The sequence below is a fragment of the Bacillus sp. SA1-12 genome, assembly GCF_000981385.1.
Lineage (GTDB): Bacteria > Bacillota > Bacilli > Bacillales > Bacillaceae > Metabacillus.
Genome location: NZ_LATZ01000133.1, coordinates 23435 through 50315, shown reverse-complemented (window position 1 = coordinate 50315; position 26881 = coordinate 23435). Strand labels below are relative to the sequence as shown.

Annotated in this window: 30 protein-coding genes, 1 pseudogene and 1 riboswitch; of the genes and pseudogenes, 18 read left to right on the top strand and 13 right to left on the bottom strand. The window is 36.8% G+C overall.

Features of this window, described 5'->3' with window-relative positions; all coding sequences use genetic code 11:
- Nucleotides 1–61: 61 nt before the first annotated feature.
- Entirely contained in the window at nucleotides 62–274 is a 213-nt protein-coding gene (locus WQ54_RS29350; RefSeq protein ID WP_156178250.1) for a hypothetical protein, read from the bottom strand.
- A 149-nt stretch (nucleotides 275–423) separates the two neighbouring features.
- Here WQ54_RS29350 and WQ54_RS29345 point away from each other — a divergent pair, with 149 nt between their 5' ends.
- Both WQ54_RS29345 and ytkD read left to right on the top strand, forming a co-directional pair.
- Nucleotides 424–756, top strand: coding sequence for a hypothetical protein (locus tag WQ54_RS29345; RefSeq protein WP_046590099.1), 333 nt, complete (start codon nucleotides 424–426; stop codon nucleotides 754–756).
- A gap of 121 nt (nucleotides 757–877) precedes the next feature.
- Nucleotides 878–1348, top strand: a complete 471-nt coding sequence (gene ytkD, locus WQ54_RS29340) for an RNA deprotection pyrophosphohydrolase (protein ID WP_046590097.1) — start codon at nucleotides 878–880, stop codon at nucleotides 1346–1348.
- Nucleotides 1349–1406: 58 nt separating this feature from the next.
- On the opposite strand, the gene WQ54_RS29335 is transcribed toward ytkD, so the two are convergent.
- From WQ54_RS29335 to WQ54_RS29325, 3 genes are read right to left on the bottom strand one after another with little or no spacing between them, the layout of a single operon-like run.
- Complete coding sequence (locus WQ54_RS29335; protein WP_046590089.1) at nucleotides 1407–2222, bottom strand: ABC transporter permease; 816 nt, start codon at nucleotides 2220–2222, stop codon at nucleotides 1407–1409.
- Nucleotides 2209–2979 carry an ABC transporter ATP-binding protein gene (locus WQ54_RS29330; RefSeq protein ID WP_046590083.1) on the bottom strand — a complete coding sequence of 257 codons (771 nt, stop codon included), beginning with the start codon at nucleotides 2977–2979 and terminating at the stop codon, nucleotides 2209–2211. The genes WQ54_RS29335 and WQ54_RS29330 overlap by 14 nt, the downstream gene beginning before the upstream one ends.
- 15 nt (nucleotides 2980–2994) lie before the next feature.
- Nucleotides 2995–3981 carry an ABC transporter substrate-binding protein gene (locus WQ54_RS29325; protein ID WP_046590081.1) on the bottom strand — a complete coding sequence of 329 codons (987 nt, stop codon included), beginning with the start codon at nucleotides 3979–3981 and terminating at the stop codon, nucleotides 2995–2997.
- Between the two features lie 205 nt (nucleotides 3982–4186).
- Here WQ54_RS29325 and WQ54_RS29320 point away from each other — a divergent pair, with 205 nt between their 5' ends.
- Together WQ54_RS29320 and WQ54_RS29315 are read left to right on the top strand one after the other, a co-directional pair.
- Nucleotides 4187–4966: a S9 family peptidase gene (locus WQ54_RS29320; RefSeq protein WP_046590080.1), complete on the top strand. Its 780-nt coding sequence runs from the start codon at nucleotides 4187–4189 to the stop codon at nucleotides 4964–4966.
- A 70-nt stretch (nucleotides 4967–5036) separates the two neighbouring features.
- A complete protein-coding gene (locus WQ54_RS29315; protein WP_046590078.1) occupies nucleotides 5037–5279 on the top strand; it encodes a DUF2584 domain-containing protein in 243 nt (80 codons plus the stop codon).
- A gap of 837 nt (nucleotides 5280–6116) precedes the next feature.
- Here the strand turns inward: WQ54_RS29315 and pckA are convergent.
- Complete coding sequence (gene pckA / locus WQ54_RS29310; protein ID WP_046590151.1) at nucleotides 6117–7700, bottom strand: phosphoenolpyruvate carboxykinase (ATP); 1584 nt, start codon at nucleotides 7698–7700, stop codon at nucleotides 6117–6119.
- Nucleotides 7701–8112: 412 nt separating this feature from the next.
- Nucleotides 8113–8251, top strand: a riboswitch (SAM riboswitch).
- A 284-nt stretch (nucleotides 8252–8535) separates the two neighbouring features.
- On the opposite strand from pckA, the gene metK reads away from it, so the two are divergent.
- Together metK and WQ54_RS29300 are read left to right on the top strand one after the other, a co-directional pair.
- Nucleotides 8536–9735 carry a methionine adenosyltransferase gene (gene metK / locus WQ54_RS29305; RefSeq protein WP_046590076.1) on the top strand — a complete coding sequence of 400 codons (1200 nt, stop codon included), beginning with the start codon at nucleotides 8536–8538 and terminating at the stop codon, nucleotides 9733–9735.
- A gap of 258 nt (nucleotides 9736–9993) precedes the next feature.
- A complete protein-coding gene (locus tag WQ54_RS29300) occupies nucleotides 9994–10752 on the top strand; it encodes a FixH family protein (RefSeq protein WP_197089692.1) in 759 nt (252 codons plus the stop codon).
- 70 nt (nucleotides 10753–10822) lie between these two features.
- Here WQ54_RS29300 and WQ54_RS29295 read toward each other — a convergent pair whose 3' ends face one another.
- Entirely contained in the window at nucleotides 10823–11296 is a 474-nt protein-coding gene (locus tag WQ54_RS29295; protein ID WP_046590073.1) for a hypothetical protein, read from the bottom strand.
- 281 nt (nucleotides 11297–11577) lie between these two features.
- Between WQ54_RS29295 and WQ54_RS29290 the strand changes: the two genes are divergently transcribed.
- Both WQ54_RS29290 and WQ54_RS29285 read left to right on the top strand, forming a co-directional pair.
- On the top strand, nucleotides 11578–12408 hold the full coding sequence (locus tag WQ54_RS29290; RefSeq protein WP_046590071.1) for a DUF2935 domain-containing protein: 831 nt from the start codon (nucleotides 11578–11580) through the stop codon (nucleotides 12406–12408).
- 101 nt (nucleotides 12409–12509) lie between these two features.
- A pseudogene (locus WQ54_RS29285) lies at nucleotides 12510–12729 on the top strand (methyl-accepting chemotaxis protein); the annotation flags it as partial.
- 355 nt (nucleotides 12730–13084) lie between these two features.
- On the opposite strand, the gene WQ54_RS29280 reads toward WQ54_RS29285, so the two are convergent.
- From WQ54_RS29280 to WQ54_RS29260, 5 genes are all read right to left on the bottom strand, one after another.
- Nucleotides 13085–13426, bottom strand: coding sequence for a GIY-YIG nuclease family protein (locus WQ54_RS29280; RefSeq protein WP_046590068.1), 342 nt, complete (start codon nucleotides 13424–13426; stop codon nucleotides 13085–13087).
- A 24-nt stretch (nucleotides 13427–13450) separates the two neighbouring features.
- A complete protein-coding gene (locus tag WQ54_RS29275) occupies nucleotides 13451–14206 on the bottom strand; it encodes a DUF2087 domain-containing protein (protein ID WP_046590067.1) in 756 nt (251 codons plus the stop codon).
- A 307-nt stretch (nucleotides 14207–14513) separates the two neighbouring features.
- Nucleotides 14514–15656 (bottom strand): glycosyltransferase family 1 protein, encoded by a 1143-nt coding sequence (locus WQ54_RS29270; RefSeq protein WP_046590065.1) that lies wholly within the window; start codon nucleotides 15654–15656, stop codon nucleotides 14514–14516.
- Nucleotides 15657–15761: 105 nt separating this feature from the next.
- The gene (locus WQ54_RS29265) at nucleotides 15762–16316 is read right to left on the bottom strand and encodes a phosphatase PAP2 family protein (RefSeq protein WP_046590063.1); all 555 of its coding nucleotides are present in this window, start codon (nucleotides 16314–16316) and stop codon (nucleotides 15762–15764) included.
- A gap of 323 nt (nucleotides 16317–16639) precedes the next feature.
- Nucleotides 16640–17167: a gamma carbonic anhydrase family protein gene (locus WQ54_RS29260; protein WP_046590060.1), complete on the bottom strand. Its 528-nt coding sequence runs from the start codon at nucleotides 17165–17167 to the stop codon at nucleotides 16640–16642.
- Nucleotides 17168–17260: 93 nt separating this feature from the next.
- On the opposite strand from WQ54_RS29260, the gene WQ54_RS29255 reads away from it, so the two are divergent.
- Both WQ54_RS29255 and WQ54_RS29250 read left to right on the top strand, forming a co-directional pair.
- Nucleotides 17261–18067: an alpha/beta hydrolase gene (locus WQ54_RS29255; RefSeq protein ID WP_046590057.1), complete on the top strand. Its 807-nt coding sequence runs from the start codon at nucleotides 17261–17263 to the stop codon at nucleotides 18065–18067.
- Nucleotides 18068–18142: 75 nt separating this feature from the next.
- A complete protein-coding gene (locus WQ54_RS29250) occupies nucleotides 18143–19222 on the top strand; it encodes a tetraprenyl-beta-curcumene synthase family protein (RefSeq protein WP_046590056.1) in 1080 nt (359 codons plus the stop codon).
- A 127-nt stretch (nucleotides 19223–19349) separates the two neighbouring features.
- On the opposite strand, the gene WQ54_RS29245 is transcribed toward WQ54_RS29250, so the two are convergent.
- Complete coding sequence (locus tag WQ54_RS29245; RefSeq protein WP_046590055.1) at nucleotides 19350–19922, bottom strand: class I SAM-dependent methyltransferase; 573 nt, start codon at nucleotides 19920–19922, stop codon at nucleotides 19350–19352.
- Nucleotides 19922–20884, bottom strand: a complete 963-nt coding sequence (locus tag WQ54_RS29240) for a TIGR01212 family radical SAM protein (protein WP_156178248.1) — start codon at nucleotides 20882–20884, stop codon at nucleotides 19922–19924. The genes WQ54_RS29245 and WQ54_RS29240 overlap by 1 nt, the downstream gene beginning before the upstream one ends.
- A 189-nt stretch (nucleotides 20885–21073) precedes the next feature.
- On the opposite strand from WQ54_RS29240, the gene WQ54_RS29235 reads away from it, so the two are divergent.
- The 8 genes from WQ54_RS29235 (at nucleotide 21074) to WQ54_RS29200 (ending at nucleotide 26657) form a co-directional block, all read left to right on the top strand.
- The gene (locus WQ54_RS29235) at nucleotides 21074–21337 is read left to right on the top strand and encodes a YtzC family protein (RefSeq protein WP_046590051.1); all 264 of its coding nucleotides are present in this window, start codon (nucleotides 21074–21076) and stop codon (nucleotides 21335–21337) included.
- 10 nt (nucleotides 21338–21347) lie between these two features.
- The gene (locus tag WQ54_RS29230) at nucleotides 21348–21515 is read left to right on the top strand and encodes a hypothetical protein (RefSeq protein ID WP_046590048.1); all 168 of its coding nucleotides are present in this window, start codon (nucleotides 21348–21350) and stop codon (nucleotides 21513–21515) included.
- A gap of 125 nt (nucleotides 21516–21640) precedes the next feature.
- Complete coding sequence (locus tag WQ54_RS29225; protein ID WP_046590046.1) at nucleotides 21641–22057, top strand: GntR family transcriptional regulator; 417 nt, start codon at nucleotides 21641–21643, stop codon at nucleotides 22055–22057.
- A complete protein-coding gene (locus tag WQ54_RS29220) occupies nucleotides 22023–22901 on the top strand; it encodes an ABC transporter ATP-binding protein (RefSeq protein WP_046590044.1) in 879 nt (292 codons plus the stop codon). The genes WQ54_RS29225 and WQ54_RS29220 overlap by 35 nt, the downstream gene beginning before the upstream one ends.
- Nucleotides 22895–23860: an ABC transporter permease subunit gene (locus WQ54_RS29215; RefSeq protein WP_052738040.1), complete on the top strand. Its 966-nt coding sequence runs from the start codon at nucleotides 22895–22897 to the stop codon at nucleotides 23858–23860. Before WQ54_RS29220 ends, WQ54_RS29215 begins: the two co-directional genes overlap by 7 nt.
- Before the next feature lie 17 nt (nucleotides 23861–23877).
- On the top strand, nucleotides 23878–24576 hold the full coding sequence (locus WQ54_RS29210; protein WP_046590042.1) for an ABC transporter ATP-binding protein: 699 nt from the start codon (nucleotides 23878–23880) through the stop codon (nucleotides 24574–24576).
- Nucleotides 24566–25885 (top strand): ABC transporter permease, encoded by a 1320-nt coding sequence (locus WQ54_RS29205; protein WP_046590040.1) that lies wholly within the window; start codon nucleotides 24566–24568, stop codon nucleotides 25883–25885. The genes WQ54_RS29210 and WQ54_RS29205 overlap by 11 nt, the downstream gene beginning before the upstream one ends.
- A 286-nt stretch (nucleotides 25886–26171) precedes the next feature.
- Nucleotides 26172–26657: a GNAT family N-acetyltransferase gene (locus tag WQ54_RS29200; protein ID WP_046590038.1), complete on the top strand. Its 486-nt coding sequence runs from the start codon at nucleotides 26172–26174 to the stop codon at nucleotides 26655–26657.
- The last annotated feature ends 224 nt before the right edge of the window (nucleotides 26658–26881 follow it).

Here is a 26881-nt window from a genome sequence, read left to right as displayed (position 1 = left end):
AAAATCAACCATTCCGTACTGCATAGTAAATAGCAACAAAGTTTGCGAAAACAGCCTTTTATTAAAATTCTTTCTCAGCCAATTCCTCTGCCATCTTCTCAGTTAAATAAGGAGTGATTAAGGAATGTAAATCATGATCAGATAATTGTTGAATCCACATAAGGATATCTTGTTTATCTGTATTTCTGATGATTGATTGTACATATGCATTTACATCTTCTTCATCCGCCCGAAATTTTCTTATTTCCAGATGTTTAATCAAATCATGATTCATTGCAAATCCTACCTCCAGCATAAACTCCATCTAACGCTTCTTTTAATTTCTCCATTAGATGAAAAACTATTCACAGACAGAAAGTATTGAATAAATAATTCATTAGGGACAAAAAATAATCAAAGGAAAAAGTGAAGGAGCTGTCATCCATGGAAAATACGAAGAAAACTTATTATATTACAGTTGCAAATGGCGAGATTTCTCAACTTAGCACTGTTTCCCCTTGGGACTTTAAGATTGAAGCAACAGATGATGAGATTATTAAACTGCGACAATATTTTGATCAAGTATACTCAACAGATATCAAAGATTTTTATCGTGCTCACACACCTTATATCCAATACCATTATGATCGTGAAAATGATGAGATTGATAATACAAATCAGAAAATATACCGCATGATCTATGAGCTAGGAGATGATGAAGCGAAGGAACATATCCGCTCACAAGGGCTTATGTCAAGAATTGAAGAACAAGAATAAACCTTATACATGGATTATACATTGTGATAAGATTTAAAAAGGAAAAGTCAAACTGCTGCGTTATATCACTGCAGATTGGTCGGGCAATATGGTATATAAGGAGAAAATTGAGGGATTAAGTATGTATCGGTTTTTTGATTATTATCACAATGAAGTTCATTTATCATTTGAGGATCATCCATTTTCTACAAATCCAAAGCATGTTTGGGTTATTTGTCGATACAAAAATAAGTGGCTGTTAACAAAGCACTCAGATCGCGGCTTTGAATTTCCTGGCGGGAAGGTCGAAGAAAATGAAAAAGCTTTAGAAGCAGCAATTAGAGAGGTTAAAGAAGAGACTGGCGGAATTGTTCAAACAATCGATTATATCGGTCAGTACAAGGTAGCGGGCAAGGAGAGAACGATCGTAAAAAATATTTATTATGCGGTCATTAGTGAGTTAGTTAAGCAGGAAGGGTATTTTGAGACATTTGGTCCTATCCTAATGGAAGAAATACCTGAAGGCGTACAGAAGGATAGAAGATATAGTTTCATTATGAAGGATGAAGTGCTGCAAAAAAGCCTTCTGGAAGTTCAGAATAGATTTTTATGAAAAAATAAGAGGCGACAACAACTAACCCCTCAGGATGAGTGTGAGGGACCATTGTTTTTCAGCCTCTTTTTTCGTTTTTAATAAATTGCTTTTCTAAAAGCTCAACACCTTGGTACATGATAGTGGCAAATACTGCGATAATGAGCAGGCTTAAAAGCACCAACGTAAAGTTAAAAACCTGAAAGCCATATATAATCATGTACCCAAGCCCTTTTGCAGAAACGAGGAATTCCCCGACAATAACGCCAACCCATGATAATCCGACATTTACTTTTAAAGTGGAAACGATTGTTGGAAAGGACGAAGGAAGTATTGCCTCCTTGAAAACCTGGATTTTTGAAGCATCGAATGTTTTAAGAACCTTTATATAATTTGCATCTACCTCTTTAAACGATGTATAAACGACAATGGTAGTGATTATAACCGAGATAATCGTTCCCATTGCAATAATGGAAACAAATCCAGGTCCTAATGCGACAATCAAGATCGGTCCAAGGGCTACTTTTGGCATGGCGTTCAATATGACAAGATAAGGATCTAAAATCTTTGACAGACGATTGGACCACCATAAAATGGCTGCAAGTAAAGCGCCAAGAAATGTTCCCAAAATGAAACCTAAAACTGTTTCGAATAAAGTGACTCCGATATGAGGCAAAAGGGTTCCATCATTTAACTTCGTTACAAATAAACTCCATATTTTCGAGGGAGAGCTAAATAACAGCGGGTCAACCCATTCTCTCCTCCCAGCAATCTCCCATAATCCAAAGAAACAAATAAAAATGAGAAGTTGATAAAATTGCACCCACTTTTTTTCCTTTTCAAGGCCGCGTCTATAGTTTTTGTGGAGGCGTTCAATCGTTTCATTTGACTTCAAGCTGGTCCAACTCCTTCCATATTTGCTGAAATAATGTTGAAAATGAAGGGTGTTGTCTAGCATCAAACGGTGTTAATTCTCTTAATTCCTTTGGGACTAAGTAGGTTCTATTAATTCTTCCCGGTTTTGCTGAGAAAACGAAGATACGATCACTCATCGCGATTGCTTCACCAATGTCATGAGTGACAAGCAGAGCTGTTTTCTGATAATCCTTTAACGTTTTCCAAACGAGGTCCTCTAACCTTAATTTTGTTTGATAATCCAGCGCTGAAAAAGGCTCATCAAGCAAAAGAATTCTTGGGTTTGTTGCTAATGTTCTCACAAGAGCTGCTCTTTGCCTCATCCCTCCGGATAATTGGCTTGGATACTGGTGTTCAACATTTTCTAATCCCATCTCTTTTAAAAGAGAAAGCGTGTTTGTTGTGGTTTCTTCCGTTTTTTGTCCGATAATTTTTAACCCTACTGTGACGTTTTCTTCAATGGTTTTCCAGGGAAAGAGATAATCCTGCTGAAGCATATAACCAATAATGGGATCAGGCTTTGTAATAATTTTATTAGCAATTTTTACACTGCCTTCGACAGGTCTGATCAACCCGGCAATAATTGATAAGAGTGTGGTTTTTCCACAGCCGCTGGGGCCCAGGAAGGAGACAAACTCTCCTTCCTCAACGTTGAGCTTTATATCCTCAAGGGCAACGGTTGCTGATTCCTTTGTAAAATACACATGATGTATGTGTTCTACTGTTAAAAATGACATGGTCGGTCCTCCTTGCTATTCGACTACTTCTTCTGCATATGTGTTGTTTACTAATGTGTCATGACTGATACGAGCTGGAAGCTCTCCTGCTTCCTCCATGATATTTTGAAGATTATCCCACTCTTTTTCATCTAGGATTGGATCAGTAGCGAAGGAGCCTTGGGCTTTATAGCGATCTACCACAGTTTCAATAAGCTCGAGTTCCGTATCTTCAAATTGAGGAGCAATTGATTTTGCAATTTCAGCTGCACTTTTATCTTGAACCCATTGTTGTGCCTTAAAGATGGCTGCAGTGAATTTTCTAGCCGAACTTTCATTTTCTTTAAGAAAGCTTTCTTTGCTCATAAACGTTGTGTAAGGAACCTTTCCAGACTCAGTACCGAAAGAGGCAACAATGTAACCTGTTCCTTCTTTTTCGAAGATGCTTGCGGTCGGTTCAAATAATTGAACAAAATCCCCCGTTCCTGAAGCAAAAGCACTTGGTATATTGGCAAAGTCAATGTTTTGGATTAAGTTGAGATCTGCTTTTGGATCAATTTGGTGTTGTTTTAGGACATATTCACCGACCATTTGCGGCATTCCGCCTTTACGCTGTCCCAAAAACGTACTTCCCTTTAATTGATTCCAGTCAAAATCATTGATTTTCTCACGGCTTACAAGGAAGGTGCCATCTGTTTGTGTGAGCTGAGCAAAGTTTATGACAGAGTCATTTGAACCTTGTGCATGGACATAAATCGATGTTTCAGAGCCAACAAGTGCGATATCGGCGCCATCCGAAAGCAACGTAGTCATCGTTTTATCTCCACCCCAGGTTGTCGTCAACTCGACATCAAGGCCCTCCTCCTCAAAAAAGCCCTCTGCCATTGCGACATATAAAGGTGCATAAAAAATAGAATGCGTCACTTCAGCAACCTTAATTTTTTCCGGGCTATTTTGATTACAAGCTGAAAGTGGTAAAACAAGGACAAGGGAAAGACATATTAACAGCAGCCATTTTTTCATGTTGCTAACCTCCTAGATGCAATGCATCCAAAATTTTTTATAAAATAGAAACGGTGATGGGTGAAATAAGCAGGATGTGAACTACTGATAATTTATGAAATTTGAAAAAATGTGTGAATGCCTATTATTTATTTAGTAACGCTGCTGTTTTGGGTATGTTAGTAAAATAAGATTGATTTTAAAGATGGAAAGAGTGAAGTATTAGATGAACGGTGAAATCATTAATAAAGTGAAATATCCTTCTCCAAACCCAGCTATTCAACTTTGGGTGGTTACATATGTGTCAGATCATTTAAAAGTAAAAGGATTATTGGCAGAACCAGTTGCATCAGGCTGCTATGATGGGCTTCTTTATTTGCGAGGCGGAATTAAAAATGTAGGTATGGTTAGAATTGGACGAATTGTTCAGTTTGCCTCAGAAGGCTTTGTTGTAATGGCACCATTTTATCGCGGCAATCAAGGCGGTGAAGGAAATGAAGATTTTGCTGGTGATGATCGTTATGATGCCATCTCAGCGATCGGCCTTTTAAAAAGACATCCTAAGGTGAATCCAGACCGTATCCATTTATTTGGATTTTCAAGAGGTGGTGTAATGGCCTTATTGGCTGGACTTCTGGCTGAAAACATCCGTTCTGTTGTAACATGGGGCGGTGTATCCGATATGTTTTTAACCTATGATGAGCGAGAGGATTTACGTAGAATGATGAAAAGAGTTATTGGCGGCACACCTACGAAAGTTCCGGAACGATATATGTGGAGAACACCTTTGTATGAATTAGAAAAAATGACTGCCCCCGTATTAATTATACACGGGGTCAAGGATAAAAATGTCTCTGTTGAGCATTCATACAGGCTTGAAAAGAGATTAAAGGAATTAAATAAAGAAGTTGAGAGCTGGTATTTCAAAGAATTTACTCACTATTTTCCACCGAAAACAAACCGTGAGACTTTACATAGGCTTTGCACATGGATGAAAAAACAATAATGTTTTTCAAGGCAGAGACAAGGTGGTATGATAAATATAAAAGGCTATGTGATGAAGAGGAGGTTTTCTTATGGGAATGCCTGTTGAATTTAATACAATGATTGTGACAAAAGGAAAAGAACAGCGTCTAGAAGAAAATGTGTTTCAGTTAACCAAAGAAGGTTATCGGATTTATCCAATTGATATACCGGTAGAAGTTAGAAAAACAAAAGATGGAGAAACGACTGGAGAAGCTATTGTAGAAAAGCTTCAGCTTCAGGAAAAGAAAACAGTTGTGACATATCGTTTGATTGCACTTAATTCAACAAATTAAAGATAGACAATAAACCCAGATGTAAGTGCATTTTTGAGTTCAAAACAGAAAAAGATAAATACTAATTTACAGTCCGATTTCCCTTTGGTCGGACTGTTTTTTTGTTGATTTGGCATGTTTTTGAGGGAATTGAGGAGGAAAACTTCAATAGTCAAACCTACATAAAGGGTGACAAAAGTAATTGTCAAATTTAGGATGGAATTATAAAGGCTTTCAATTGCTCAGACCTACCAATAGGACTGCTAGATAATTTTCGATAAGGTATCCTCTTTAAACGACAGAGTGAAAATTGCCCGACTCGTTTTTTGTTTTTTATGGGTCGGATGAAAGACAAATCACGAACAGCAATACTCGCTTTGGATATAAGAGGCTTTCTATAGGACATTTACAAAATTCCCAAAGGAGGGTTAGTCCGATTGGGGCTCTCTATAAGAAATTTACATGTTTCCTCAAGGAGAATTAGTCCAATAGAGGCTCTCTATAAGACATTTACATGTTTCCTCAAGGAGGGTTAGTCCAATTGGGGCTCTATATAGGACACTTACATATTTCCCCAGGAGGAAATGTCCAATAGAGGCAATCTATTTGGGTGATTCAATGTTTTTGAAGAGGTTTTTGCTTTGTGAATCACAGCCGGAACGTGGCAGCCATTCATACGCTGATAACCAATGCTGTTAGCGTTTTTTTACCAATAATCGCTCTGGTGCTAATTCTGTTTTGATTTCAACTGCTAGTTGTCATTTTTGTTCCTCTCAATCGATTCTGTTGAAGTGCATTTTATCTGGGTCTTTATGCAAAAAAAAAGAGGCTGAACGTGAAGTCAGCCTCCTAAAATAATTATTCTATTGGTCCGCCCAATTCAGCAATTTCAGATGAGACATGAGCAAATTTTTCAAAGTTTTTCTTAAACTTAGCAGCTAGTTCTTTTGCTTTCGTGTAATATGCCTCCTTGGAACTCCAAGTAAGATGAGGTTGCAATTTATCATCTGGTACACCTGGAACGTGAATTGGAATATTTAAACCGAATACTTCATCCTTAATGGTTTCAATATGATCTAGGTCTCCTTCGATTGCTGCCTGAACCATTGCTCTTGTATATTGAAGTTTGATCCGATTTCCAACTCCATATTCACCGCCAGTCCAGCCTGTATTCACTAAAAATACTTGAACCTCATGTTCGTCGATTTTTTGACCAAGCATGTTTGCATATCGTGTAGCTTGTAAAGGTAAAAATGGAGAACCAAAGCATGTGGAGAACGTTGCTTCCGGAGCCGTAATCCCGCGCTCTGTACCAGCAAGCTTACTCGTATAACCACTTAAGAAGTGGTACATTGCTTGTTCCCTTGTTAGTTTACTAATTGGTGGTAGGACGCCAAATGCATCTGCTGTTAAAAATACAATAGTTTGCGGATGTCCTGCAATGCTTGGCATAATGACTTTGTCGATCGCTTCTAACGAATATGCTGCACGGGTATTTTCTGTGAAAAAGGCATTATCATAATCAGCTTCACGGGTTTCGCTATCAACAACAACATTTTCTAACACTGCGCCATAACGAATTGCATTAAAAATTTGCGGCTCTTTTTCTTTTGATAAATTAATACATTTTGCATAGCATCCGCCTTCAATATTAAAAACACCTGAGGTAGACCAGCCATGCTCATCATCACCGATTAAACGTCTGTTCGGATCAGCAGATAAAGTCGTTTTTCCTGTTCCTGATAATCCGAAAAACAACGCAACATCTCCTTCAAAGCCAACATTTGCTGAACAATGCATGGAAAGAATATTATTTTCCGGTAATAAAAAGTTCATAACTGAAAAGACAGACTTTTTCATTTCACCAGCATATTCCGTCCCGCCAATCAAAATGGTTCGTTTCTCAAAAGAAACAATAATAAATGTTTCAGAATTGGTGCCATCGACATTTGGATCGGCTTTAAAATGTGGGGCATATAGGATTGTAAACGTCTTTTCTTTTGTTTCAGATTCCTTGTTGCCTTTAATAAAAAGTTGTCTGGCAAATAAATTATGCCATGCATATTCAGTTATTACTTGAAGCGGCAATTGAAAGCGCGGATCTGCTCCGGCATACCCATCGAATATGAACAGCTCATCCCGTTCTTTTAAGTAAGTAATGACTTTGCTATATAGTTTATCGAAGGCTTCCTCTGATATTGGCTGGTTAATCATACCCCAATCGATTTTATGTTCAATTGAACGTTCCTTAACAATAAATTTATCTTTAGGAGATCGGCCGGTATAGGCCCCAGTAGTTGCTCGGATGGCACCAGTTGAAGTCAATATTCCTTCTTTGCGTTCAAGTACCTTTTCAACGAGTTGAGCAACTGATAAATTATGTTTTGCATTTTCCCCTTGTACAAGTAATGCTAACTCATTTGTTATATCCACACTATTCATCCCCATTACCATCCTTTTCACAAAAAATTCACCTAATATTGATATATTACAACATTCTGGCTTTGTTTTAAATAGTATAACACATTAAAATAAATAAAACATACTATTGATGAAAAATAAATGAATTTTTTTAAGCCCATTTTATAAGTATGTATGGGCGCTTCCTCAGTCCGAGCATTAACATATTGTACAAGTGCATTTCAACACTTAAAAAATGAAGCATTATTAACCTCAGTAAAATTAATATATGTTTTTATAATGGGTAAGACTAATAAATAGTAGATGAAGATAAAAGTGTTATTTAAAACTTTCTAATTTAGGTTTAGGTAGAAAAAAAGAAATATGCCGGTAAGTTGTCATTTTTGGTTGACAGTAGTAAACCAGTACGCTATGATATTTCCTTGAACGGATTCTCTTATCCCGAGCTGGTGGAGGGACAGGCCCTATGAAACCCAGCAACCTGCTATCAAAGGAAAAGGCGACCTATCGACGACATTTTCCGATGCAAAGGTGCTAACCTGATGCAAGGCGAAGACCTTGATCGATAAGAGCGAAAGGCTATGAACGATTACAAACCTTTCCTCATGAGGAAAGGTTTTTTTGATAACAGAAAAAAAGAGTATCTTCTTCATTAGAGTTTTTACTTGGAATGCATGTGGTAAAGGTACATACTACTTCTGTTCACAAAACATGCCAACGTGATTCTTTTTACTAGAAAAACTGGAACTGCTCCAATATTAAGCAAAGATTCCATGTTTTTCAATTGTAATTAGACTTTGGGAAGAGTTCCGGATCAAAAAGAATGTAAACGAATATGAGGAGGCAGCTTTAAATTATGACTAAAAAACGTCTTTTTACTTCTGAGTCTGTAACAGAAGGCCATCCAGACAAGATTTGTGACCAAATTTCAGATTCAATCCTTGATGCTATTATTGAAAAGGATCCAAATGCACGTGTAGCGTGTGAAACGTCTGTTACAACAGGACTAGTGTTAGTAGCTGGAGAAATTACAACAAGCACCTACGTGGATATCCCAAAAATTGTTCGTGAAACAATCAAAGGAATTGGCTATACTCGTGCTAAGTATGGATTTGATGCTGAAACATGTGCTGTATTAACGTCAATTGATGAGCAATCCCCTGATATTGCAATGGGTGTAAACCAAGCTCTCGAAGCTCGCGAAGGGCAAATGACGGATGAAGAAATTGAAGCTATCGGAGCTGGAGACCAAGGATTAATGTTTGGTTTTGCTTGTAATGAAACGAAAGAGTTAATGCCTCTTCCGATTTCATTGGCGCATAAATTATCCCGTCGATTAACAGAGGTACGTAAGGAGGATATCCTTCCATATTTGCGTCCTGATGGTAAAACACAGGTAACTGTTGAATATGATGAAAATGATAAACCAGTTCGCATTGATACAATCGTCATCTCAACACAACATCATCCGGAAATTTCATTGGAGCAAATTCAACGCAATATTAAGGAACATGTTATTAAGCCAGTTGTTCCTGCAGAATTAATTGATGAAAATACAAAGTATTTCATTAATCCAACAGGTCGTTTCGTTATTGGCGGACCGCAAGGGGATGCCGGTTTAACTGGGCGCAAAATTATCGTTGACACTTACGGCGGTTACGCTCGTCATGGTGGCGGAGCATTCTCTGGTAAGGACGCAACAAAGGTTGACCGTTCTGCTGCATATGCTGCCCGCTATGTTGCGAAAAACATTGTTTCTTCTGGTTTAGCTGATAAATGTGAAGTGCAATTGGCTTACGCAATTGGTGTAGCACAGCCTGTTTCAATTTCTATTGATACATTTGGTACGGGCAAAGTATCAGAAGATGTTTTAGTTGAGGTTGTCCGTAACAACTTTGATCTACGTCCAGCTGGTATTATCAAAATGCTTGATCTTCGCCGTCCAATTTACAAGCAAACTGCAGCATATGGACACTTTGGCCGTCATGATTTAGACCTTCCTTGGGAAAGAACAGACAAAGCTGAAGCGTTAAGCAAAGAAGCGCTAAATCAATAATTTGAGCTAAAATGCTGTTAGGCAGGGTCTGATTCCTTAACAACAGGTTATATAGAGCTTTAATGAAAGTTCTGTATGTCCGTGTGGGAATCAGACCCTTTTGTCATTCAACTAGTACTTCTTTATGATGAATTTTAAATTAATGGGATACTTTATCATCAAAATGTGAATAAATGATGAAGAAGTAGACGTATACATCTTCATGAGGTTACATTTATGGTATATCTTATTAAAAGAGAACTTTTGGAGGTCTATAAATTGAAAAATGTCATTTTCATTATTACCTGTATGATCTGTGTTCTAATCATAAGCGGTTGTCAGGAATCTGAGACACATGGAGCACACCAGCAAACCGCTGATGAGGAAGTGAAAGCACCGAAAGTGGAAATTCAGGTAAAAGAGCATGTTAATAAAAATGAAACAACTCCTATCACTGCAACTGTTTATTATGGAGAAGATTTAGTAGATGATGCAAAGGTGACCTTTGAAATAAAACTAGGGGATGAATCAGAAAAAGTTGATGCAAAGTTGGCTGATACTGGTACATATACAGCTGAGTATTTATTTAAAGAGGATGGGGCCTATCAAGTGATTGCCCATACAGATGTAAAAGACTATCACACCATGCCTGTAAAAGAAATTCAGGTAGGAGAAGGTACTTCATTAAAGTCAACAGAGGACGAACATCAGAATCATCAGGAAACAGAAGCTGATCACCATCATGATGATGTAACCATTCAACTAGAGGAATTAACGAATGTGAAAGCAAAGGAAAACATCCCATTACAAACAACAGTGAATATGGAGGACCAAGCCTTTACTAAAGCTACGGTTAGATTTGAAATCTGGAAGGAAGGAGAAGAAAAGCATCATTATATCGATGCAGAAGAAACAGCCACAAAAGGAATGTACACCTCATCGTACCAATTTGAAGCTGCCGGCAGTTATCATATCGTTATTCATGTTGAAAAAGGAGAGATTCATTCTCATAAGGAAGCTTTAATAGAGGTTAAATAAAGCAGCTTTTGAATAATAAGGAGCATAGCTACTATAATTAGCTATGCTCTTTTTTTGTAGTAAACAAAGATTATTGATGAGATTGATGCCGAGTCAAATACTTTTCATATAGATATTGAAATCCGTACATTACAAAGGATTTCACTAAAAATAATATTGATAATTGCAGCCTGGATAATCTCACTAAAGTGACATAGCCAATTTTTTTGAACCAATTAATGACAAAATAGGTAAAAAAGGAATCAACCACAATATTTAAAATGACATACAAATAAAACTTTCCAAACGTGTATTTTGTGATCCAAAGAGCTCCCACTAGAAAAGGACCAAAGATTAACGGGAATTCAGCCAGAACATTTGGTTTTACTTTTGTTGGAAAATACCACCATTTTCTTTTCTCTGCTATCGATCCTTCTATAATAAGATATAAGCACATAAATAATGCCCCTGGAAGAAATCTTTTACATGTTTTTACACCTAATAAAGGTACAGAAAGCCAAGGTAAAATGGTCATTAACACAATGTATATCTTATTTTTTTTCATATTCGACATCCTTTTAATGTATATAAATTTATCTTTTCTTATTATTGTAAAGTTATGTATTTATTTATCATCTTACCAAGCTGTAAAGCCCCCACTTAAATTGCAATTGTAACAATAAAGATAGATTACTACCCGAAGAAATACGACGAGGAAGGATGTGGCGGTTTAGATAAAGAATCTCGCTTCTACAAGAATACTGTGCCTCATTTTAATTATTTTCGTACAGCATTTCTTTTTTCCCTCTCTTGTTAATATATAAGAAAGAGAGGGAGGGAAGATTTTTGACAAATAATTTAATACCAGTGTGGGATGAGCATTTATTTTGGTTAGAAGTTTTACAAGATCATGCCTATTTTGTAAGAGATCATCTTTCTGTCAGTGAGGTTGAATATGTTAAAATATCACAGCAATATATTCAATTGTTCGGTGAACTCATTTCCATGCTAAAAACGATTCCGCGTTCATCGAATCATACTGATCAAGCAATGATCCATTTTTCTAACAACGCTTGGCCTATAGCTAAGGGGTATTTCGAATTTGAAGGAAAGTTGCAAGCTCTTAGGATCGATAATAAAGTGAATCTCAATTTGTCACCAACCTACTTAAATGGAACATTGGCTGAAAATCAAGAATACTTACGTTTTCTAAGTTATTTGATTCAAGGGAAAGAGGCAGTCCCTTTACCTTTAGTTGAGCTTATGGATCTGTGGCTGGAGGATCAGCTGGGGCATGCTGTATTATTTCAAAATTTGCTTGATCCCATCGAAATCACTGCCTCTAGTCAAGCAGAGGCATTTATTAATAAATATCAGATATTTATTGTGCAAAATCACCACCTTAAAGGTTATTTACGATTCAAAGAGCCAGGGTTTGCTCGCCAAAGAGAATTTGCGAATGATGTTGGAAGAACAACACTGGAAATGAGCAGACTTATCCATAAAATGGTGATTAAATATAAAGAAAATAAACTTCTAAATAAGACGACCTTACGATTCCTGGAACATCATTTTCCTGAAACTTGTTATTTTATAAAGAAATTAAGCCATTATGCCCCAAATTTACAGGAAGAGGCTGGAAAGTGCTCTTTGAAAAGGCCATCCTATCTTAGTTAGCTTTTCAAAAGAGTATCTTCAAACAGGTACTTAGGTATAAGAAGAGAATCAACTTCTTTCCTGTGTGCTTTTTTGTTGCTAACCTCCATTAATTTTTCAAAATGCTTGATCAGATTTCTAAACAGACAAATCTATTGGCCCTTAAATGCAAGTATTAAAAAAGCTGCAAGAGCTGGTGAGCTTGGAAAAGGATTTGCAGTAGTGGCAGATGAGGTAAGAAAACTTGCAGAAGATACGAATCAGACAACATCCCAAATTCAAACGATGATTCAAAATATTGAAAAGGAAACAGAATCAACGGTTCTGATCATGGCACAAATGATAGGCATATCTAATGGTTAAATCAAAGTGTACGGGGAACAGAGGACGATTTTAATCAAAATTTTGCTTCTATATCCAACATAATTGCAGGTGTATATCCAAATTAAATAAAGAGATTGAAAATGTTTCTGAACATACTTATATTATGTTAGATTCAATCCAAAATATTTCAGCGGTTGCGGAAGAAACGACAGCATCTACTGAAGAGATTTCTGCACAATCATCACAACTAATAATCAAGTTAGGTGATGCTTTACACTATTCATTAAAAAAATGAATGATTCATATAAAGTAAGAAAGCGGCTTGCAATAGTGTGAGCCGCTTTTAAGATTCATTATGATTGCTGTTTAATGTTTAGTTATAACCTCGTTCCCCATATGGCTGGATATGATCAAACCATTTTTGATGAAGGTTACCGAGCTCCTCTTTTTCGTTAAAATATTCATGATCTTTCTTTTTAAGAACCTCTAAAATATCAAAGGTAAAAGCATCTTTTCCATAGTGGTTCCAATCACTTTGTAACTCCTTGTTCATATGACCGCCGTTTTCCAGCGTGAATTTGATCCCATTTAGTGTTTTAAGATTCCTTGTACTGCCAATAAAAACTTTTTGATTTTTATTGTTTTTAATTTGGTAAACTCCTGCTTCAATTGGCATTTCTTTATAATATTGTTTCAACTCTTTTTTACGTTCCAATTGTTACTCACTTCCTTTTATCCTTTATTTTTTTAACCAGTATTGGCTGCCGTCAGGTTTTCGGGCTAAAAATCCATATTCAATTAAATATCTCCTTATCATCACATAATCACCATATACAGTACTTAAAAGTTGATTTAATTCCTTTTCATCATACGTTTTCTCGCCTTCAATTCGCTTTGCAATTTCCCTTAGAATAACTAATCTTTGCTTTTCCTTTGGCGGAAAAGCTTTTAAACCTCCATTTTGACCTTCAGGGAAGAATTTCTTTACTATTTCCTGCTGCTCCTCCAAGGTAATATTGTATCGATCGTCGACCATTTTGGCAGTTTTGTGCAGAGGTAAGAATGCAGGTGCATGTTTATCCTGTTCTTTCAGTAATTCCATTAATACCAGAAAGGTTTTTGCTTGACGTTCCTTTTCCTTTAAAGCAAATCGGTGGTTTCGAATGGTAGAAGCACTGCCGATATCCATCTCCATTTGAACCTCCTTATCGCTTTTTCCTTGGTAAAAAAGGCGAAGAAGTTGATTCTGATGATCGGTTAGACCAGTAAGCTTTTTATCTAGTCCTATTAAATAATCAAATACAGAAATATGAGTAGTTTCGATATGAATCTTCATAAATTTTTCTGCTTCATAAAGGGTACCTTCAAAAGGATAAATAATTCCTTTTTGAATTTTTTCACCACATAAGAGGCAAAGATAGGAATCAGATTCTTCTACAAATCCTCTTTTTAATTCTTCGATTGATGAGTTCCAGAACACTTCTGAAATTTCCAAAATAAAAACCTTCCTTTTTTAACTAATGTAAACAAAAGTGAATTTTGTTTATTTATTTATAAACATATTATTAAAATATCTATTTATTGTCAATGGATCTTAAAATAGAAAAAGGTTTAGTCCCTTTGAAAGGGAGCTAAACCTTTTAAAAAATGATATGAAAATATATTATTTTTACTTAGTTATTCTATCCAGCTCCAACCCCCATGAGCTATGCAACGGATGTGCAAGTGCAATAAAGGATTAGGCGGCCATCGTTATTAACTGCCTCCAGGCATCTTCTATTCCAATTCGCCTTGTGCTTTTCCTAAGCATAACGTATTTGATTCTTTTCAATAAGAGCATCTTCGTATTCCTTTATTAGGCCGTCGAAGATTTGCTCCCATGTTTGTGACAAGGCATAGCTACGTGCTGCGTCACCCATTTTAAGGCGCAGAGCATGATGATTTAATAAATGAATAATAGCTTGAATAAATTGATCTGCATTTTTGGGGTCACATAGATAGCCGGTTGCCTCATGTTTGATAATATTTTTTACTCCCCCTGAATTGGCTGCAATAACTGGTGTTCCAGCTGCTAACGCCTCAAGCACTACATTTCCAAATGTTTCAGTAGGTGAAGGGAAGATAAAAAGATCAGAGCTTGCATAGATTTTTGCAAGGTTTTCACCACTTAAATAACCAGCAAATGTCATGTTTACAGGTGCCCTTTTTACCATTTCTTCTTTTGAAGGGCCATCTCCGACGATTAGCCAATGTACCTGATTTTTTACTTCATCTGGCAACTGCAAAGAAATCGTCATCAAGGTTTCAATATCTTTTTCAGGCGCAAGACGACCAACGTAAGAGAAAATGAATTTTTCTTTAATTCCATATTCCTCACGAATTTGTTTTTTTGAATATCTTGGATGGAAAAGGCTGCAATCAACCCCTCTCCCCCAGATCCGAATATTTGAAAAGCCTTTTCGCTTTAATTGCTCCATCGTTTCATTTGATGGAACAAATATTTTTTTTAGTGGTTTATGAAACCAATGCATATACTTCCATAAAAATTTAGAGAGAAATTGAAGGTCGTAATATTCTAAATATTGATCAAAATCTGTGTGATAGGATCCCACAATTGGTATGTTTAATTTTTTTGCATAGTGCAAGCCGCAAAGACCTATATTAAAAGGAGTTGCAACATGAATAAGGTCAGGTTTAAATCGTTGCAGCTCAGCCTTTACTTGCAGCATATTGGGCAAAGCCAATCGGCATTCAGGGTATAAAAAGAATGGCAGACTTGCGAAACGATGAATATGACTGGAGAATAAGCTTTCATTCGTACTCACAGGTGCAAACACTCTAAACTCAATACCATTTTTCTCAAGGTAATCTGTGAATCGTTTTAATGTTCGTGCCACTCCATTAACATCAGGTGCAAATGTGTCAGTGAAAATAGCTATTCTCATCAAAATCCCCCCAATTACCAAAAAGTGAAAGGTGTCTAGTTAACAATATGAAGATAATTTGATAATTAACCGTCAAATTATTTCGTCCAAAAAAGGCATGTAAATCTAGCCTATTCTGGCAAAAATCGCTTCACTTATAAAAAAATAGCTTAAACATCCTGAGGAACTTCCAAGTAAGCAGCCGGCTAATACATCAGAAGGATAATGTAATCCTAAATACATTCTTGAAAGGCCGACGCTGATCGCAAGTGGAAGTAGGACGATTGAAAGCTGCGGCATAAATAATATAAACGGGATAATGACAGAAAAAATAGCTGTAGTGTGACCTGATGGGAAGGAATGATCCTTTAATGGATTTTCAGCTACTTTTGTTTCTAAGAGTGCCAGGTACGGCCGTTTACGCGGATACAGTTTTTTTACAATTGCAACTGGAAGGTGGCTTATGAGCAGTGAAACTGCACTTGCTAAGCTTGTTGCTTGAAACTGGCCTCTTGTAAAAAAGATTAAAAACAGACTTACTGCAATTGTTGCAACCGCACCCCCAAGAAAGGTAATCGTGCGGAAATAAAAATTAAGGAACTTTTGATCGAAATGACGATTCACACTTCGAAAAAGCCTGCATTCAAAATCATACATGTTTGTCAAAAGCTTTGTTTTCATCTTTTAGACGCTCCTTTATTTACCCCTTTTCTATATTTTAAGTGAGAAATATTTAGTTAATAATAAGAAATTGTAAAAAATTCCTTCACAAATTTTTCAAACTTTTAATGGTTTCGATACATTTAACTAATGGCTTTATGGCGTTTGCATATAATATGGATAATTGTAACGATAATAAGTGGATGTTTGGGTTGTTAGTCAGGAGTTTGTGGCATGTTTAACATGTATTAAGGAAAAAGAGGAAGTATTTGTGAGTAAAGCTTTGGAATCGACCTTTCGCCGATTCCAGCCTTTACTAATATATGCAAAAAAATGGGATGGAATCATCTCTGAGACGATGGATGCTGGATGGATTTATAATATTGGCCCTTCTCAACGTACTCCAGTCTGATTCTTTCCATGTCTTTTATATCTTCAGAAGTTAGTGTTCTCACGACTTTCGCAGGTCTGCCTAGAGCAAGTGAATGAGGAGGGATTTTTTTTCCGGGAGGAACCAGACTTCCTGCACCAATAAATGCTCCTTCACCAATTTCAGTTCCATCTAAAATGATGGAACCCATTCCGATTAGCGCTTTTTTGCGAATAATTGAACTATGTAGTACCACACTATGTCCAATAGTAACTTCATCTTCTATGATGAGAGGTTTATTTGGACTTTGATGAAGACAGCAAAGATCTTGAATATTGACTTTGCAGCCAATGATTGTAGGAGCCACATCACCGCGAATGACCGTTTGGAACCAGATACTTGATTCATCACCAATTACGACATCTCCAGTAATTGTGACATAATCGGCAATAAAAGCGGAATCTGCTATTTTTGGTGTTTTATCTTTATATGGATAAATCATTTTTTCAACCCTTTCTTATGGAAAGAATATGTATTTTCGTACTAATATTATAACAGAGATTTATTGAATGGATGGAAAGGAGAGGCAGCAGTCATGTGGAAATGGGAATCTGAGGTTGAACAGCCTAAAGGCGTGATTGTAATTGTTCATGGAGCTGCTGAACATCATGGCCGCTATAAATGGCTTGTAGAAATGTGGAAATTGTCTGGATACCATGTCGTGATGGGGGATTTGCCTGGACAAGGAACGACGACAAGAAGAAGAGGACATATTCAATCATTTGACGAATATATAATTGAGGTGAACGCCTGGATAAAAGAAGCGAAAAAATTTGGCTTGCCTTTATTTTTACTTGGTCATAGCATGGGAGGACTTATTGTTATTCGAGCTCTTCAGGAAAAGCATCATGAAGTAAAAGCTGTAATTCTTTCGTCACCTTGTTTAGGGATTGTATACAAACCGAACAAAGCGTTAGAGCTTGCTTCAAGAGGTCTTAATATAATTGCCCCGACTTTTAAGGTAGAATCTAAATTAAGCATCTCAATTGCAACACGAAACAAAGCTGTTCAGGAAACAGATGAAAATGATTCTTTATATGTGACAAAGGTTTCAGTTAGATGGTATCGTGAATTAATAAAGGCAATGGAAGAAGCGCAGAATCAAGTAAAAAAATTCCAGGACATTCCTTTGCTCCTTATGCAAGGCGGAGAAGATAAAATTGTGGATAAATCATTGGTAAAGGAATGGTTTAACAAGGTCGACATTATGGAAAAATCCTATAAGGAATGGAAAGGTTTTTATCATGAAATTTTTAGCGAGCCTGAGCGTGATGAAGTATTTGAAACAGCAAAACGTTTTTTTGACGCACATTGTCCTAAAACAGAAGATATCAGTATGTAATAAGCGTAAGATGAGGGAAGGACTCTTATTATAAAGCCATATCTTCAAAAAAATTTACAAGAGGTGACACCTCCTTTGACAGTACCACAGCATCCAATTAGACTCATGAAAAAAGTATATCGAGAAGTTTTTCCAATTGTTCATTTTTATATTAATTATTGGAGAGAGCAAGCGGAAAAAATTCCAAATAAGGAGCTGAAAAATCAAGCGATCGCAAGTATTGATAAAAAGGGATTTCATTGTGAAGGCGGAGGGATATTGTCTATTATATCCGGGCCAAATCTGCAGCAGTGCATTGAATTCATTGTGGCTTATCAAACGATAAGTGATTACTTGGATAATCTTTGCGACCGCAGTACTTCGTTAGACCCGGTAGATTTTAGAATGCTGCACCAATCGATGCTTGATGCTTTGACATGTGGAGCTCCCTGTAAGAATTATTACCAATTTCGGGAGGAGCAGGACGATGGCGGATACTTACATAAGCTTGTTCAAACCTGTCAAAATGTTCTATCAGATTTAGAGCATTACCCCGTCATTTCAAAATACTTACTTGAATTGTCAAGCTATTATTGTGATTTGCAAGTTCATAAGCATGTGAAAAAGGAAGAAAGAGTGCCAAGGCTAGAGAATTGGTTTGAACAGCATAAAGAAAATTTACCTGAAATGGAATGGTACGAATTTTCAGCATGTACAGGGTCAACTCTTGGGATTTTTTGTTTAGTAGCCTATGCTTTTCATGAAGATTTTGAAGAAAAACAAGCTACTCAAATCAGGGAGAGTTATTTTCCATATGTCCAAGGTCTTCACATTTTACTTGATTATTTAATTGACCAGGAAGAAGACGAAATTGGCGGAGATTTGAACTTTTGCAGCTATTATGATTCAGAGTCAGTGATGATGAATAGACTCGAGCATTTTGTTGAGAAAGCTGACCACCATTTATCAGGTATTCCTCATGAAAACTTTCATAAGCTGATTAACCGCGGTTTATTAGGTGTTTATTTATCTGATGATAAGGTCGCTTCACATAAAGAACTGCATAAAATAGCAAAAAGGCTCATAAAGCTCGGTGGAATGACCTCGTACTTTTTTTATGTAAATGGCAGGGCTTATCGTGCTTTTCAAAAACTTCCTTGGAAGAAAAGTTCTTAAAGACCCTTATGCAAAAGTCTATTTATAAAGGCATCTTGCTTGCTAGCAAAGATGCCTTTTTTATCTGGAAAAAGAAATTGAAAAAAGCACCTTCCTGTGAAAGAAGCTGCTTATTTCTGCCAGATATTTAGCATTTTTCAATCGCGATGATGTATGGCGGATTGTTTTGTTTATTAATAAATTGATATTGTAACACATGAGCATCAGCTGGGTTAATTGTTTTGACATAGTCCATTAAAGCATCTCGTTCAACTTTTCCCTCTTCGTGGCCGTGATAAATCACGATCACAATCATCCCTTCCGGTTTTAACATATCCAAAAGCTGATCAATTGCAGAAATTGTTGTTTCCGGTACGGTGACAATGGATTGGTCACCGCCAGGAAGATAACCAAGATTAAAAATCGCACCTGAAATCTTTCCGTGAAGTTCAGTAGGGATTATTGCTTTTATATACTCATGTCCATGTTGGAAGAGTGTCACATGCTTGTCTAGCTGCACTGCCTTTAGCCGATCTGTTGTGTTATTAATGGCTTCTGCTTGAATATCAAACCCATAGACATGGCCATTTTCTCCCACAAGCATTGCTAAAAATACAGTATCATGACCATTGCCGATTGTTGCATCAATGACGATGTCTCCCTGTCCGGCAACATTCTGCAGAAGCTGCTTCGCAAAGGGCAAAATTCGTTGTAGCTTCATTACGTTATGATCCCTTCTTTTGTATAAAATTTTCCTTGGTAACTATTCCTCGCTTTTAATTCAGCATCAATGGAATTTAATACACTCCACTTATCAACACTCCACATCGGACCAATCATTAAATCAATGGGTCCATCACCAGTAATTCGATGGACAATCATTTCAGGCGGAATCATTTCTAACTGATCACATACCAGGTTGACATATTCATCCTGTGAAAGGAATTCTAGCTTTCCTTTTTCATATTGCTTCACCATCGGCGTTCCTTTTAACAAATGTAATAGATGAATTTTAATCCCTTGAACATCGAGGTTTGAAACTGTTTTTGCTGTTTCCATCATCATTTCGTAATTTTCTAAAGGCAGGCCGTTAATAATATGGGAACAAACACGAATTCCATGCTTGCGCAATTTTTTGACACCTTCAACATAGCAAGAAAAATCATGGGCACGGTTAATCAGCAGAGCTGTTCGTTCGTGAACGGTCTGCAGGCCAAGTTCAACCCATAAATAGGTTCGCTCATTTAGCTCAGCTAAATATTCAACAACATCGTCAGGAAGGCAATCAGGCCGTGTGGCGATAGATAATCCGACAACTCCGTCCAATCCAAGGACAGCTTCATATTTTTCTCTTAACACCTCAACAGGGGCATGTGTATTTGTATAAGCTTGGAAGTAGGCAAGATATTTTCCGTCCTTCCATTTTTTATGCATCTTTTCTTTAATTTCATTAAATTGCTTAATAAGATCATCAGCTCGGTTACCAGCAAAATCACCGGACCCCGCTGCACTGCAAAATGTGCATCCGCCGTATGCGACAGTGCCATCACGATTAGGGCAATCAAAACCGCCATCTAATGCTACTTTAAAAACTTTATGACCGAATGTATGGCGTAAATGGTAATTCCACGTATGATAACGTTTATCGTCAGAGGCATACAGAAATGGATTAAATGGCTTCAACTTAAAATACCTCCTTATTTTCCTCATTTATCAATTTATCCATCAAAAAATTTTATCATGATCACTCGCTGATTAACAGTTTTCTTTCCAACTTACCAATTATTATTAGTCAAGTTTTTAGCCAAGCTTGCAAACAATAAAATTGATGAAGCTTTAATTGACTTCATATCGTTTGGAGGAGAGATACAGATGGCAACAAGACAATCCGTTAACGAATACTTGCAACGCTGTAACGAAGCATTGGTTTATGCACGGGAACAGTTTGAGACAGGTGCCCAGCAGGAGCATTATAATGAAACTGAATATACAAAAGCATTACAAGGACTAGAAAACGCCGTAAATGATATTAATCATTTGTCCCTTAGTGCGAACGATCAACAGCAGGATCAGCTTTATCGGATGCGATTGCAGCTGCAAGCATTACAAAATGAAATGATTTTATTAGGACACTAGGGGGATCGCCATGAAAAAGCGTTCTAAACAAAATAATCCCGAGCAAAAAACGAAAAATGGCGTAAACAGCAATGATCTTGAGCTTGGTCAAGATATAGATCCTGTTATACAAACAAAAGCTCAGAATGCGAAAAAGGGGCAGCCGATAAAATCAAAGCAAAGAGTTGAAAATAACTAAAGGGCCAATTTGGTCCTTTTTTAATTGACAAAAATGATAAAAGAGATTAATGTATTGAGTGTATTAGTTGATGTAGTACACATGGTACATAAAATGATAAGATTTTACAGAAAGAGGGAGAAACGATGATCCAAATTGATCCGAGAAGTTCTACTCCCATATATGAACAAATCATTCAGCAGATGAAGGAGCTTTGTTTTAAAGGGTTGTTAAAATCAGGAGATAAGTTGCCTTCCGTCCGTGAATTATCAACAATGATCATTGCTAATCCAAATACAGTCAGCAAAGCATATAAGGAGCTTGAACGGCAGGGGATTATTGAAACATTGCGCGGAAGAGGAACATTTGTATCTGATAATGCCAGAGAAACGATTGATGAAGGGAAGATCGAAATGATAAAAGAACAGTTAAAGCCTCTCATCATTGACGCATTTTATGCTGGAATAGATATCAGCCATATCCATGAGTGGATTGATGAAATTAAGAAAGAAGTGGGAGGAGAAACCCATGCTGGAAATAAAAAACCTGACGAAAACGCTTGATGGAACTGAGGTGTTAAGAAATATTAATTTAACTCTAGAACCGGGTGAAATCTTTGGTTTACTTGGCCGTAACGGTTCTGGAAAGACTACATTGCTTAGGTGCATCCAGACGATTATTCAAGCAGATGAGGGAGAAATAAAATTTGAAAATTGTTTAATTGAAGCATATCCACTTATTAAAAGAAAGGTCATCTATGTGCCTGTTCATACGCCCTTTTATGACAGATATACGTATAAACAATTAATCCGAATCCTGCGAAACATTTATCCTGATTTTGATGTGACATATGCTAACGAATTAATGAACCGTTATGGCTTACCAGAAACGAAAAAATATCGTGAGCTATCTACAGGTTTAAAAAAACAAATGGCACTTATTCTTGCCTTTGCTGTTCGTCCTGCTGTAATTTTACTAGATGAACCGACTGACGGAATCGATGCTGTAACAAGGCATGATTTAATGCAATTGATGATTGATGAAGTGGCAAATCGAAATACAACGATCTTGATCACTTCCCATCGTTTAGAGGATATTGAACGAATTTGTAATCGAATTGCTTTTTTGGAAGAAGAAACCTTATCAAATGTAATTAATGTTGAGGAATTGAAAGAGGATTATGTAAAAGTACAACTTGCTTTTGAGGAAGATGTCCAATTAAAGATAAGGGAAAAGGGAATTCCAATTTTGGAATCGTCAGGTGTCTTCTATACGGTAATCTTAAAGCGCGATGATCTGGCAAATTCTAAGTGGCTTGAGTCGCTGACACCAAAAATATGGAACGAGCTTCCAGTTAATCTTGAGGAAGTATTTATTGCGAGGTTTGGAGGGAAGCGTAGATGGTAGCCGGAGAATTAATACGTAAAGAGGTTAGGCAGCATTGGGTGCAGCTTTTACTAACGTGTTTAACCATTGGTTTCTGGATACCCATTGGAATATGGACACATTATCTTGAACTAAAGAATCTAAAAGAAGACCAGTATTATGCTGATATGTACGAGATTAACTTTGAGTTCAGTGATCCTGCCTTTTTCTTTAACGTTTTAATTATTACATTGGCCATAGTACAAATTGGAAATGAGCGCAGCAATGGTTCATTAGAGTATACGTTATCTCTGCCTTTTTCACGACAAAGTATCTTTCTCTTTAAATGGCTCGTTGGCTTTGGTGTTATTTTTATAAGCTGTTTGATTTCATTCGGGTTATCAGCCTTGATAATTACGAATACTGACATCTACTCTGATAACTTTATAAGCTATTTTACGTATTTAATTGAGGCTTTACTTTTGTTTTATACGTTAACATTATCAGCTGGAGCGATCACTGGATCAGCGTTTGCTCAAGGTCTTGTAGCATTAACCGTAGCGATCCTGCCGTTTTTATTATTTGGTTTATATACTGTGCAGCTTGAAGCCATTACAGGGCCTAGTGTTCTTTACAGTAATGAAAAATTTTATGAAGTCATAAGCAAAATGACCCCGCTTACGTATGTGTTTTTTAAAAATAACTTTTTAATTAGCAAAGACTATATTACGCCAATTATTGAAATCTTGCTATTTTTTGCATTTGGTTTATACATCTTTGTCAAACAGCCATTTGAACGAAATGGCTCATTCTTTATTTGGAAGCCGTTTGAAAGACCCGTTCAAATGATTGTTATTTTATTAGGGATATTGGGTTTTAGTTCCTTTGGGTATTTGTCTTCGGAAGATAATAGCATGATTGGCTATTTTATTGGGGCAGCAATAGGGGCTTTTATAGGTTTTATCGTAAGCTATTTTGTGATTTATAAAAAGAAAAAGTGAGACCAGGAGGAGAGCTAATGATTGAAGTAAGAAATTTAAGTCATTCCTTTCAGGTGGGGAAAAAGGGAAATGAAAATAGCATACCTGTATTAAAGGATATTTCTTTAAAAATTAATAAAGGGGAAATAGCTTCTATTGTAGGACGCAGCGGTTCTGGAAAGTCGACATTACTTAATTTGATTTCAGGATATATATCCCCTTCTGCTGGAGAAATCATCATTAATGGAACAAATGTAACTGCTTATAATGAAAAAAATTGGGCGAAATTCCGTCTGGACAATTTTGGCTTTATTTTTCAAAGCTTTCAATTAATCCCCAGCCTAACAACATTTGAAAATGTTGAATTACCGCTTACTTTAAAAGGGATTGATGCAGGGGAACGTAAGAAACAAGTGATGGAGCAATTGAAAAGTGTCGGTTTGGAAAACCATGCGGAGCATTATCCAAATGAGCTTTCAGGCGGCCAGCAGCAGCGGGTAAGTATTGCGCGGGCCTTAATCACGAGGCCAAGTATCATTTTAGCAGATGAGCCGACTGGCAGTCTTGACTCTGAAACGGAGAAGGAAATTTTAGCATTGATTCAACAACTTAATAAAGAACAAGGAATTACTTTTTTTATCATTACACACGATGAAGAAGTAGCAAAAATCAGCAATCATCAATTCCATCTGCAAGATGGCGTGTTATCAAAAGGAGGTGCCTTCGTTGAAGTTTAATGATCAGTTAAAATTCATGTGGAAAAATATGAAGAAAAATCGTTTAAGAGTGTTTATGACGATTCTAGCGACAACGATGGCTTGTGCCTTTTTGATTGTATTGGCATCTGTCGGTTTCGGAATTCAAAAAAGCATTACAGAAGAGATTACTTCACAACAAATCATTACCGAGGTTAGAGTAGAGGGAAAAGAGATTGAGAGTTCAGCTGTACAAATAACAAAAGAAAATCTAGATGAGCTAGAAGATACCGATCATGTAACAGCGGTTGTTCGCCGCAACTATATTGATCTGCCTGTTGAAGTAACGTTCGAGAACCGTAAGGGAGAAGTATCGCCCACTATTACGAATATGGAGGAAGAGCTGAAAGGGAATTTAAAGCTTGAAAAGGGGGAAGTTCCTAAAGCTCAAAATGAAGTAATTGTCGGATACCATTTTGCCAAAAGCTTATTGACCGAGGCTGAAAAAGAAGCATTTGAAAAAGAAATGCAAAAATCAAATGGACCTATAGAAGAACCGACTGGATATGAAGGAGATCTTGTTGGTAAAGATATATCCATAACCATTATAAAGGATGTTGAAGGAAAGAAAGAAACAAAAACATATACCTTCTCCATCGCCGGTGTTGCCGCAGAGCCTTCGAAGGATTGGGTTATCGACTCAAATATTTATATCGATGAATCGTTAAAAGAAGAGATTTTATCGTTTGCAAGCATGGAAGAAGGGGTCGATGCTTCAGAGCTTCCTTATAGTGAAGTGCTCGTTTATGCATCAGGCCTAGAACATGTGGCTCAAGTTACTAATGATTTGAAGGATAAAGGTTTTATGGTTTACTCAATCACCGAGGAACTGGATAGTGTCAACTTGTTTTTTAATGTCTTTAAGGCAGGATTAATCTTTGTCGGAACTGTAGCTGTTATAATTGCCTCAATAGGGATATTTAATACGATGACAATGGCTGTAACAGAACGGACTCAAGAAATTGGAATCATGAAAGCATTGGGGGCGCAACCTGGGATCATACGCCGATTATTTTTAATGGAAAGTGCCTATATCGGCATTGTCGGTTCTATTATCGGTGTGATTATTTCCTATGGAATTAGTATTGCTGCCAATATGCTTCTGCCAATTATCATCGATTCTGCTACTGGCAGTGAAGGTGAATTTAACATTACATTCTCATATATCCCAGTCAGTCTTGTGGTTATTGCAGTTGTAATCAGTATTGGAGTAGCGATGATTTCAGGATTGCGCCCTGCTGTAAAAGCGACAAATATTAATGTACTTTCAGCACTGAGAAGAGAACTATAGTTTATAAAAAATGACTGCAGGGATTGCAGTCATTTTTCTTAAAAGGAAAGTAGATAATTTTACCTTATATTAGTGACCTGCCCCAAAGTACCTTCATAGAAGCACTGTGCTTGCAAGGGAGGAAGTTAAGAGATGAGGACGCCTAGTTTTTAACTGCCTGTTGGATCTAATCAAACAGTTATGAAGGAATGGACATCTTCTGCCTGTTGACCTAATGCTTGTCGCCAAAATATTCTGCGCCTTGCCTTTACTAAAATGAGATAATGTTTATAGGAGGGATTACATAATGACAATTGAAATTAGGTTATCAAAAAAAAGTGATTTTGGAAGGTTAATAGAAATTGATCACATTGTATGGAGTACAGCTACAACTCCTTCGACTATCACGTGGAAATCAGTTGATGAATATGAAAATCGAAACCCAGAAGGCAGTCAGCTTGTTGCACTTGTTAATGGCCAGGTAGCAGGATATTTAGGGTTTCATCAACCAACTCCGCTCAAAACCAATCAGCATGTAATGGAAATCGATCTTGCAGTTGATCCGGATTATCAAGGGAAAGGAATTGGCAGAAAGCTTCTGGAAACCTATATGCAGCTAGCTATTGAAAAGGGCATATATAAATTATCCCTTCGTGTTTTAGCAACAAATGCAGACGCGATCCAATTTTATAAAAAATGTGGATTTATTGAACAAGGAAGGCTGATTAATGAATTTTATATAGATGGCAGATTTGTTGATGATCTGCTCATGTACATCCTATTAAATAAATAGATCTCTAATGAGCGAAAAGTCGGTAAATTCCCATTATTAGAACTTTGCAGGATGTGGTTAATTTCTATTGCAAACCACCTGAATATGCGGTTAAAATTTCAGAAGAACAATCAATGAAACCATCGCGGAAAGCAGATGTTTTTACATCTTTGCTTTCCGTGATTTTTATTTTGTCCCAATCTTAACTGGCAGTAAAACCCCCGTTCCATGATTCGGGAGAAGCA

What these genes read in the sequence shown, in the direction of transcription:
- WQ54_RS29315 (WP_046590078.1), top strand. Translation starts at nt 5,037, where the DNA reads ATGGGAATGCCTGTTGAATTTAATACAATGATTGTGACAAAAGGAAAA.
- metK (WP_046590076.1), top strand. Translation starts at nt 8,536, where the DNA reads ATGACTAAAAAACGTCTTTTTACTTCTGAGTCTGTAACAGAAGGCCAT.
- pckA (WP_046590151.1), bottom strand. Translation starts at nt 7,700, where the DNA reads ATGAATAGTGTGGATATAACAAATGAGTTAGCATTACTTGTACAAGGG.
- WQ54_RS29325 (WP_046590081.1), bottom strand. Translation starts at nt 3,981, where the DNA reads ATGAAAAAATGGCTGCTGTTAATATGTCTTTCCCTTGTCCTTGTTTTA.
- WQ54_RS29320 (WP_046590080.1), top strand. Translation starts at nt 4,187, where the DNA reads ATGAACGGTGAAATCATTAATAAAGTGAAATATCCTTCTCCAAACCCA.
- WQ54_RS29345 (WP_046590099.1), top strand. Translation starts at nt 424, where the DNA reads ATGGAAAATACGAAGAAAACTTATTATATTACAGTTGCAAATGGCGAG.
- WQ54_RS29225 (WP_046590046.1), top strand. Translation starts at nt 21,641, where the DNA reads ATGATCCAAATTGATCCGAGAAGTTCTACTCCCATATATGAACAAATC.
- WQ54_RS29270 (WP_046590065.1), bottom strand. Translation starts at nt 15,656, where the DNA reads ATGAGAATAGCTATTTTCACTGACACATTTGCACCTGATGTTAATGGA.
- WQ54_RS29260 (WP_046590060.1), bottom strand. Translation starts at nt 17,167, where the DNA reads ATGATTTATCCATATAAAGATAAAACACCAAAAATAGCAGATTCCGCT.
- WQ54_RS29295 (WP_046590073.1), bottom strand. Translation starts at nt 11,296, where the DNA reads ATGAAAAAAAATAAGATATACATTGTGTTAATGACCATTTTACCTTGG.
- WQ54_RS29255 (WP_046590057.1), top strand. Translation starts at nt 17,261, where the DNA reads ATGTGGAAATGGGAATCTGAGGTTGAACAGCCTAAAGGCGTGATTGTA.
- WQ54_RS29200 (WP_046590038.1), top strand. Translation starts at nt 26,172, where the DNA reads ATGACAATTGAAATTAGGTTATCAAAAAAAAGTGATTTTGGAAGGTTA.
- WQ54_RS29350 (WP_156178250.1), bottom strand. Translation starts at nt 274, where the DNA reads ATGAATCATGATTTGATTAAACATCTGGAAATAAGAAAATTTCGGGCG.
- WQ54_RS29220 (WP_046590044.1), top strand. Translation starts at nt 22,023, where the DNA reads ATGCTGGAAATAAAAAACCTGACGAAAACGCTTGATGGAACTGAGGTG.
- WQ54_RS29265 (WP_046590063.1), bottom strand. Translation starts at nt 16,316, where the DNA reads ATGAAAACAAAGCTTTTGACAAACATGTATGATTTTGAATGCAGGCTT.
- WQ54_RS29235 (WP_046590051.1), top strand. Translation starts at nt 21,074, where the DNA reads ATGGCAACAAGACAATCCGTTAACGAATACTTGCAACGCTGTAACGAA.
- WQ54_RS29245 (WP_046590055.1), bottom strand. Translation starts at nt 19,922, where the DNA reads ATGAAGCTACAACGAATTTTGCCCTTTGCGAAGCAGCTTCTGCAGAAT.
- WQ54_RS29230 (WP_046590048.1), top strand. Translation starts at nt 21,348, where the DNA reads ATGAAAAAGCGTTCTAAACAAAATAATCCCGAGCAAAAAACGAAAAAT.
- WQ54_RS29215 (WP_052738040.1), top strand. Translation starts at nt 22,895, where the DNA reads ATGGTAGCCGGAGAATTAATACGTAAAGAGGTTAGGCAGCATTGGGTG.
- WQ54_RS29210 (WP_046590042.1), top strand. Translation starts at nt 23,878, where the DNA reads ATGATTGAAGTAAGAAATTTAAGTCATTCCTTTCAGGTGGGGAAAAAG.
- ytkD (WP_046590097.1), top strand. Translation starts at nt 878, where the DNA reads ATGTATCGGTTTTTTGATTATTATCACAATGAAGTTCATTTATCATTT.
- WQ54_RS29330 (WP_046590083.1), bottom strand. Translation starts at nt 2,979, where the DNA reads ATGTCATTTTTAACAGTAGAACACATACATCATGTGTATTTTACAAAG.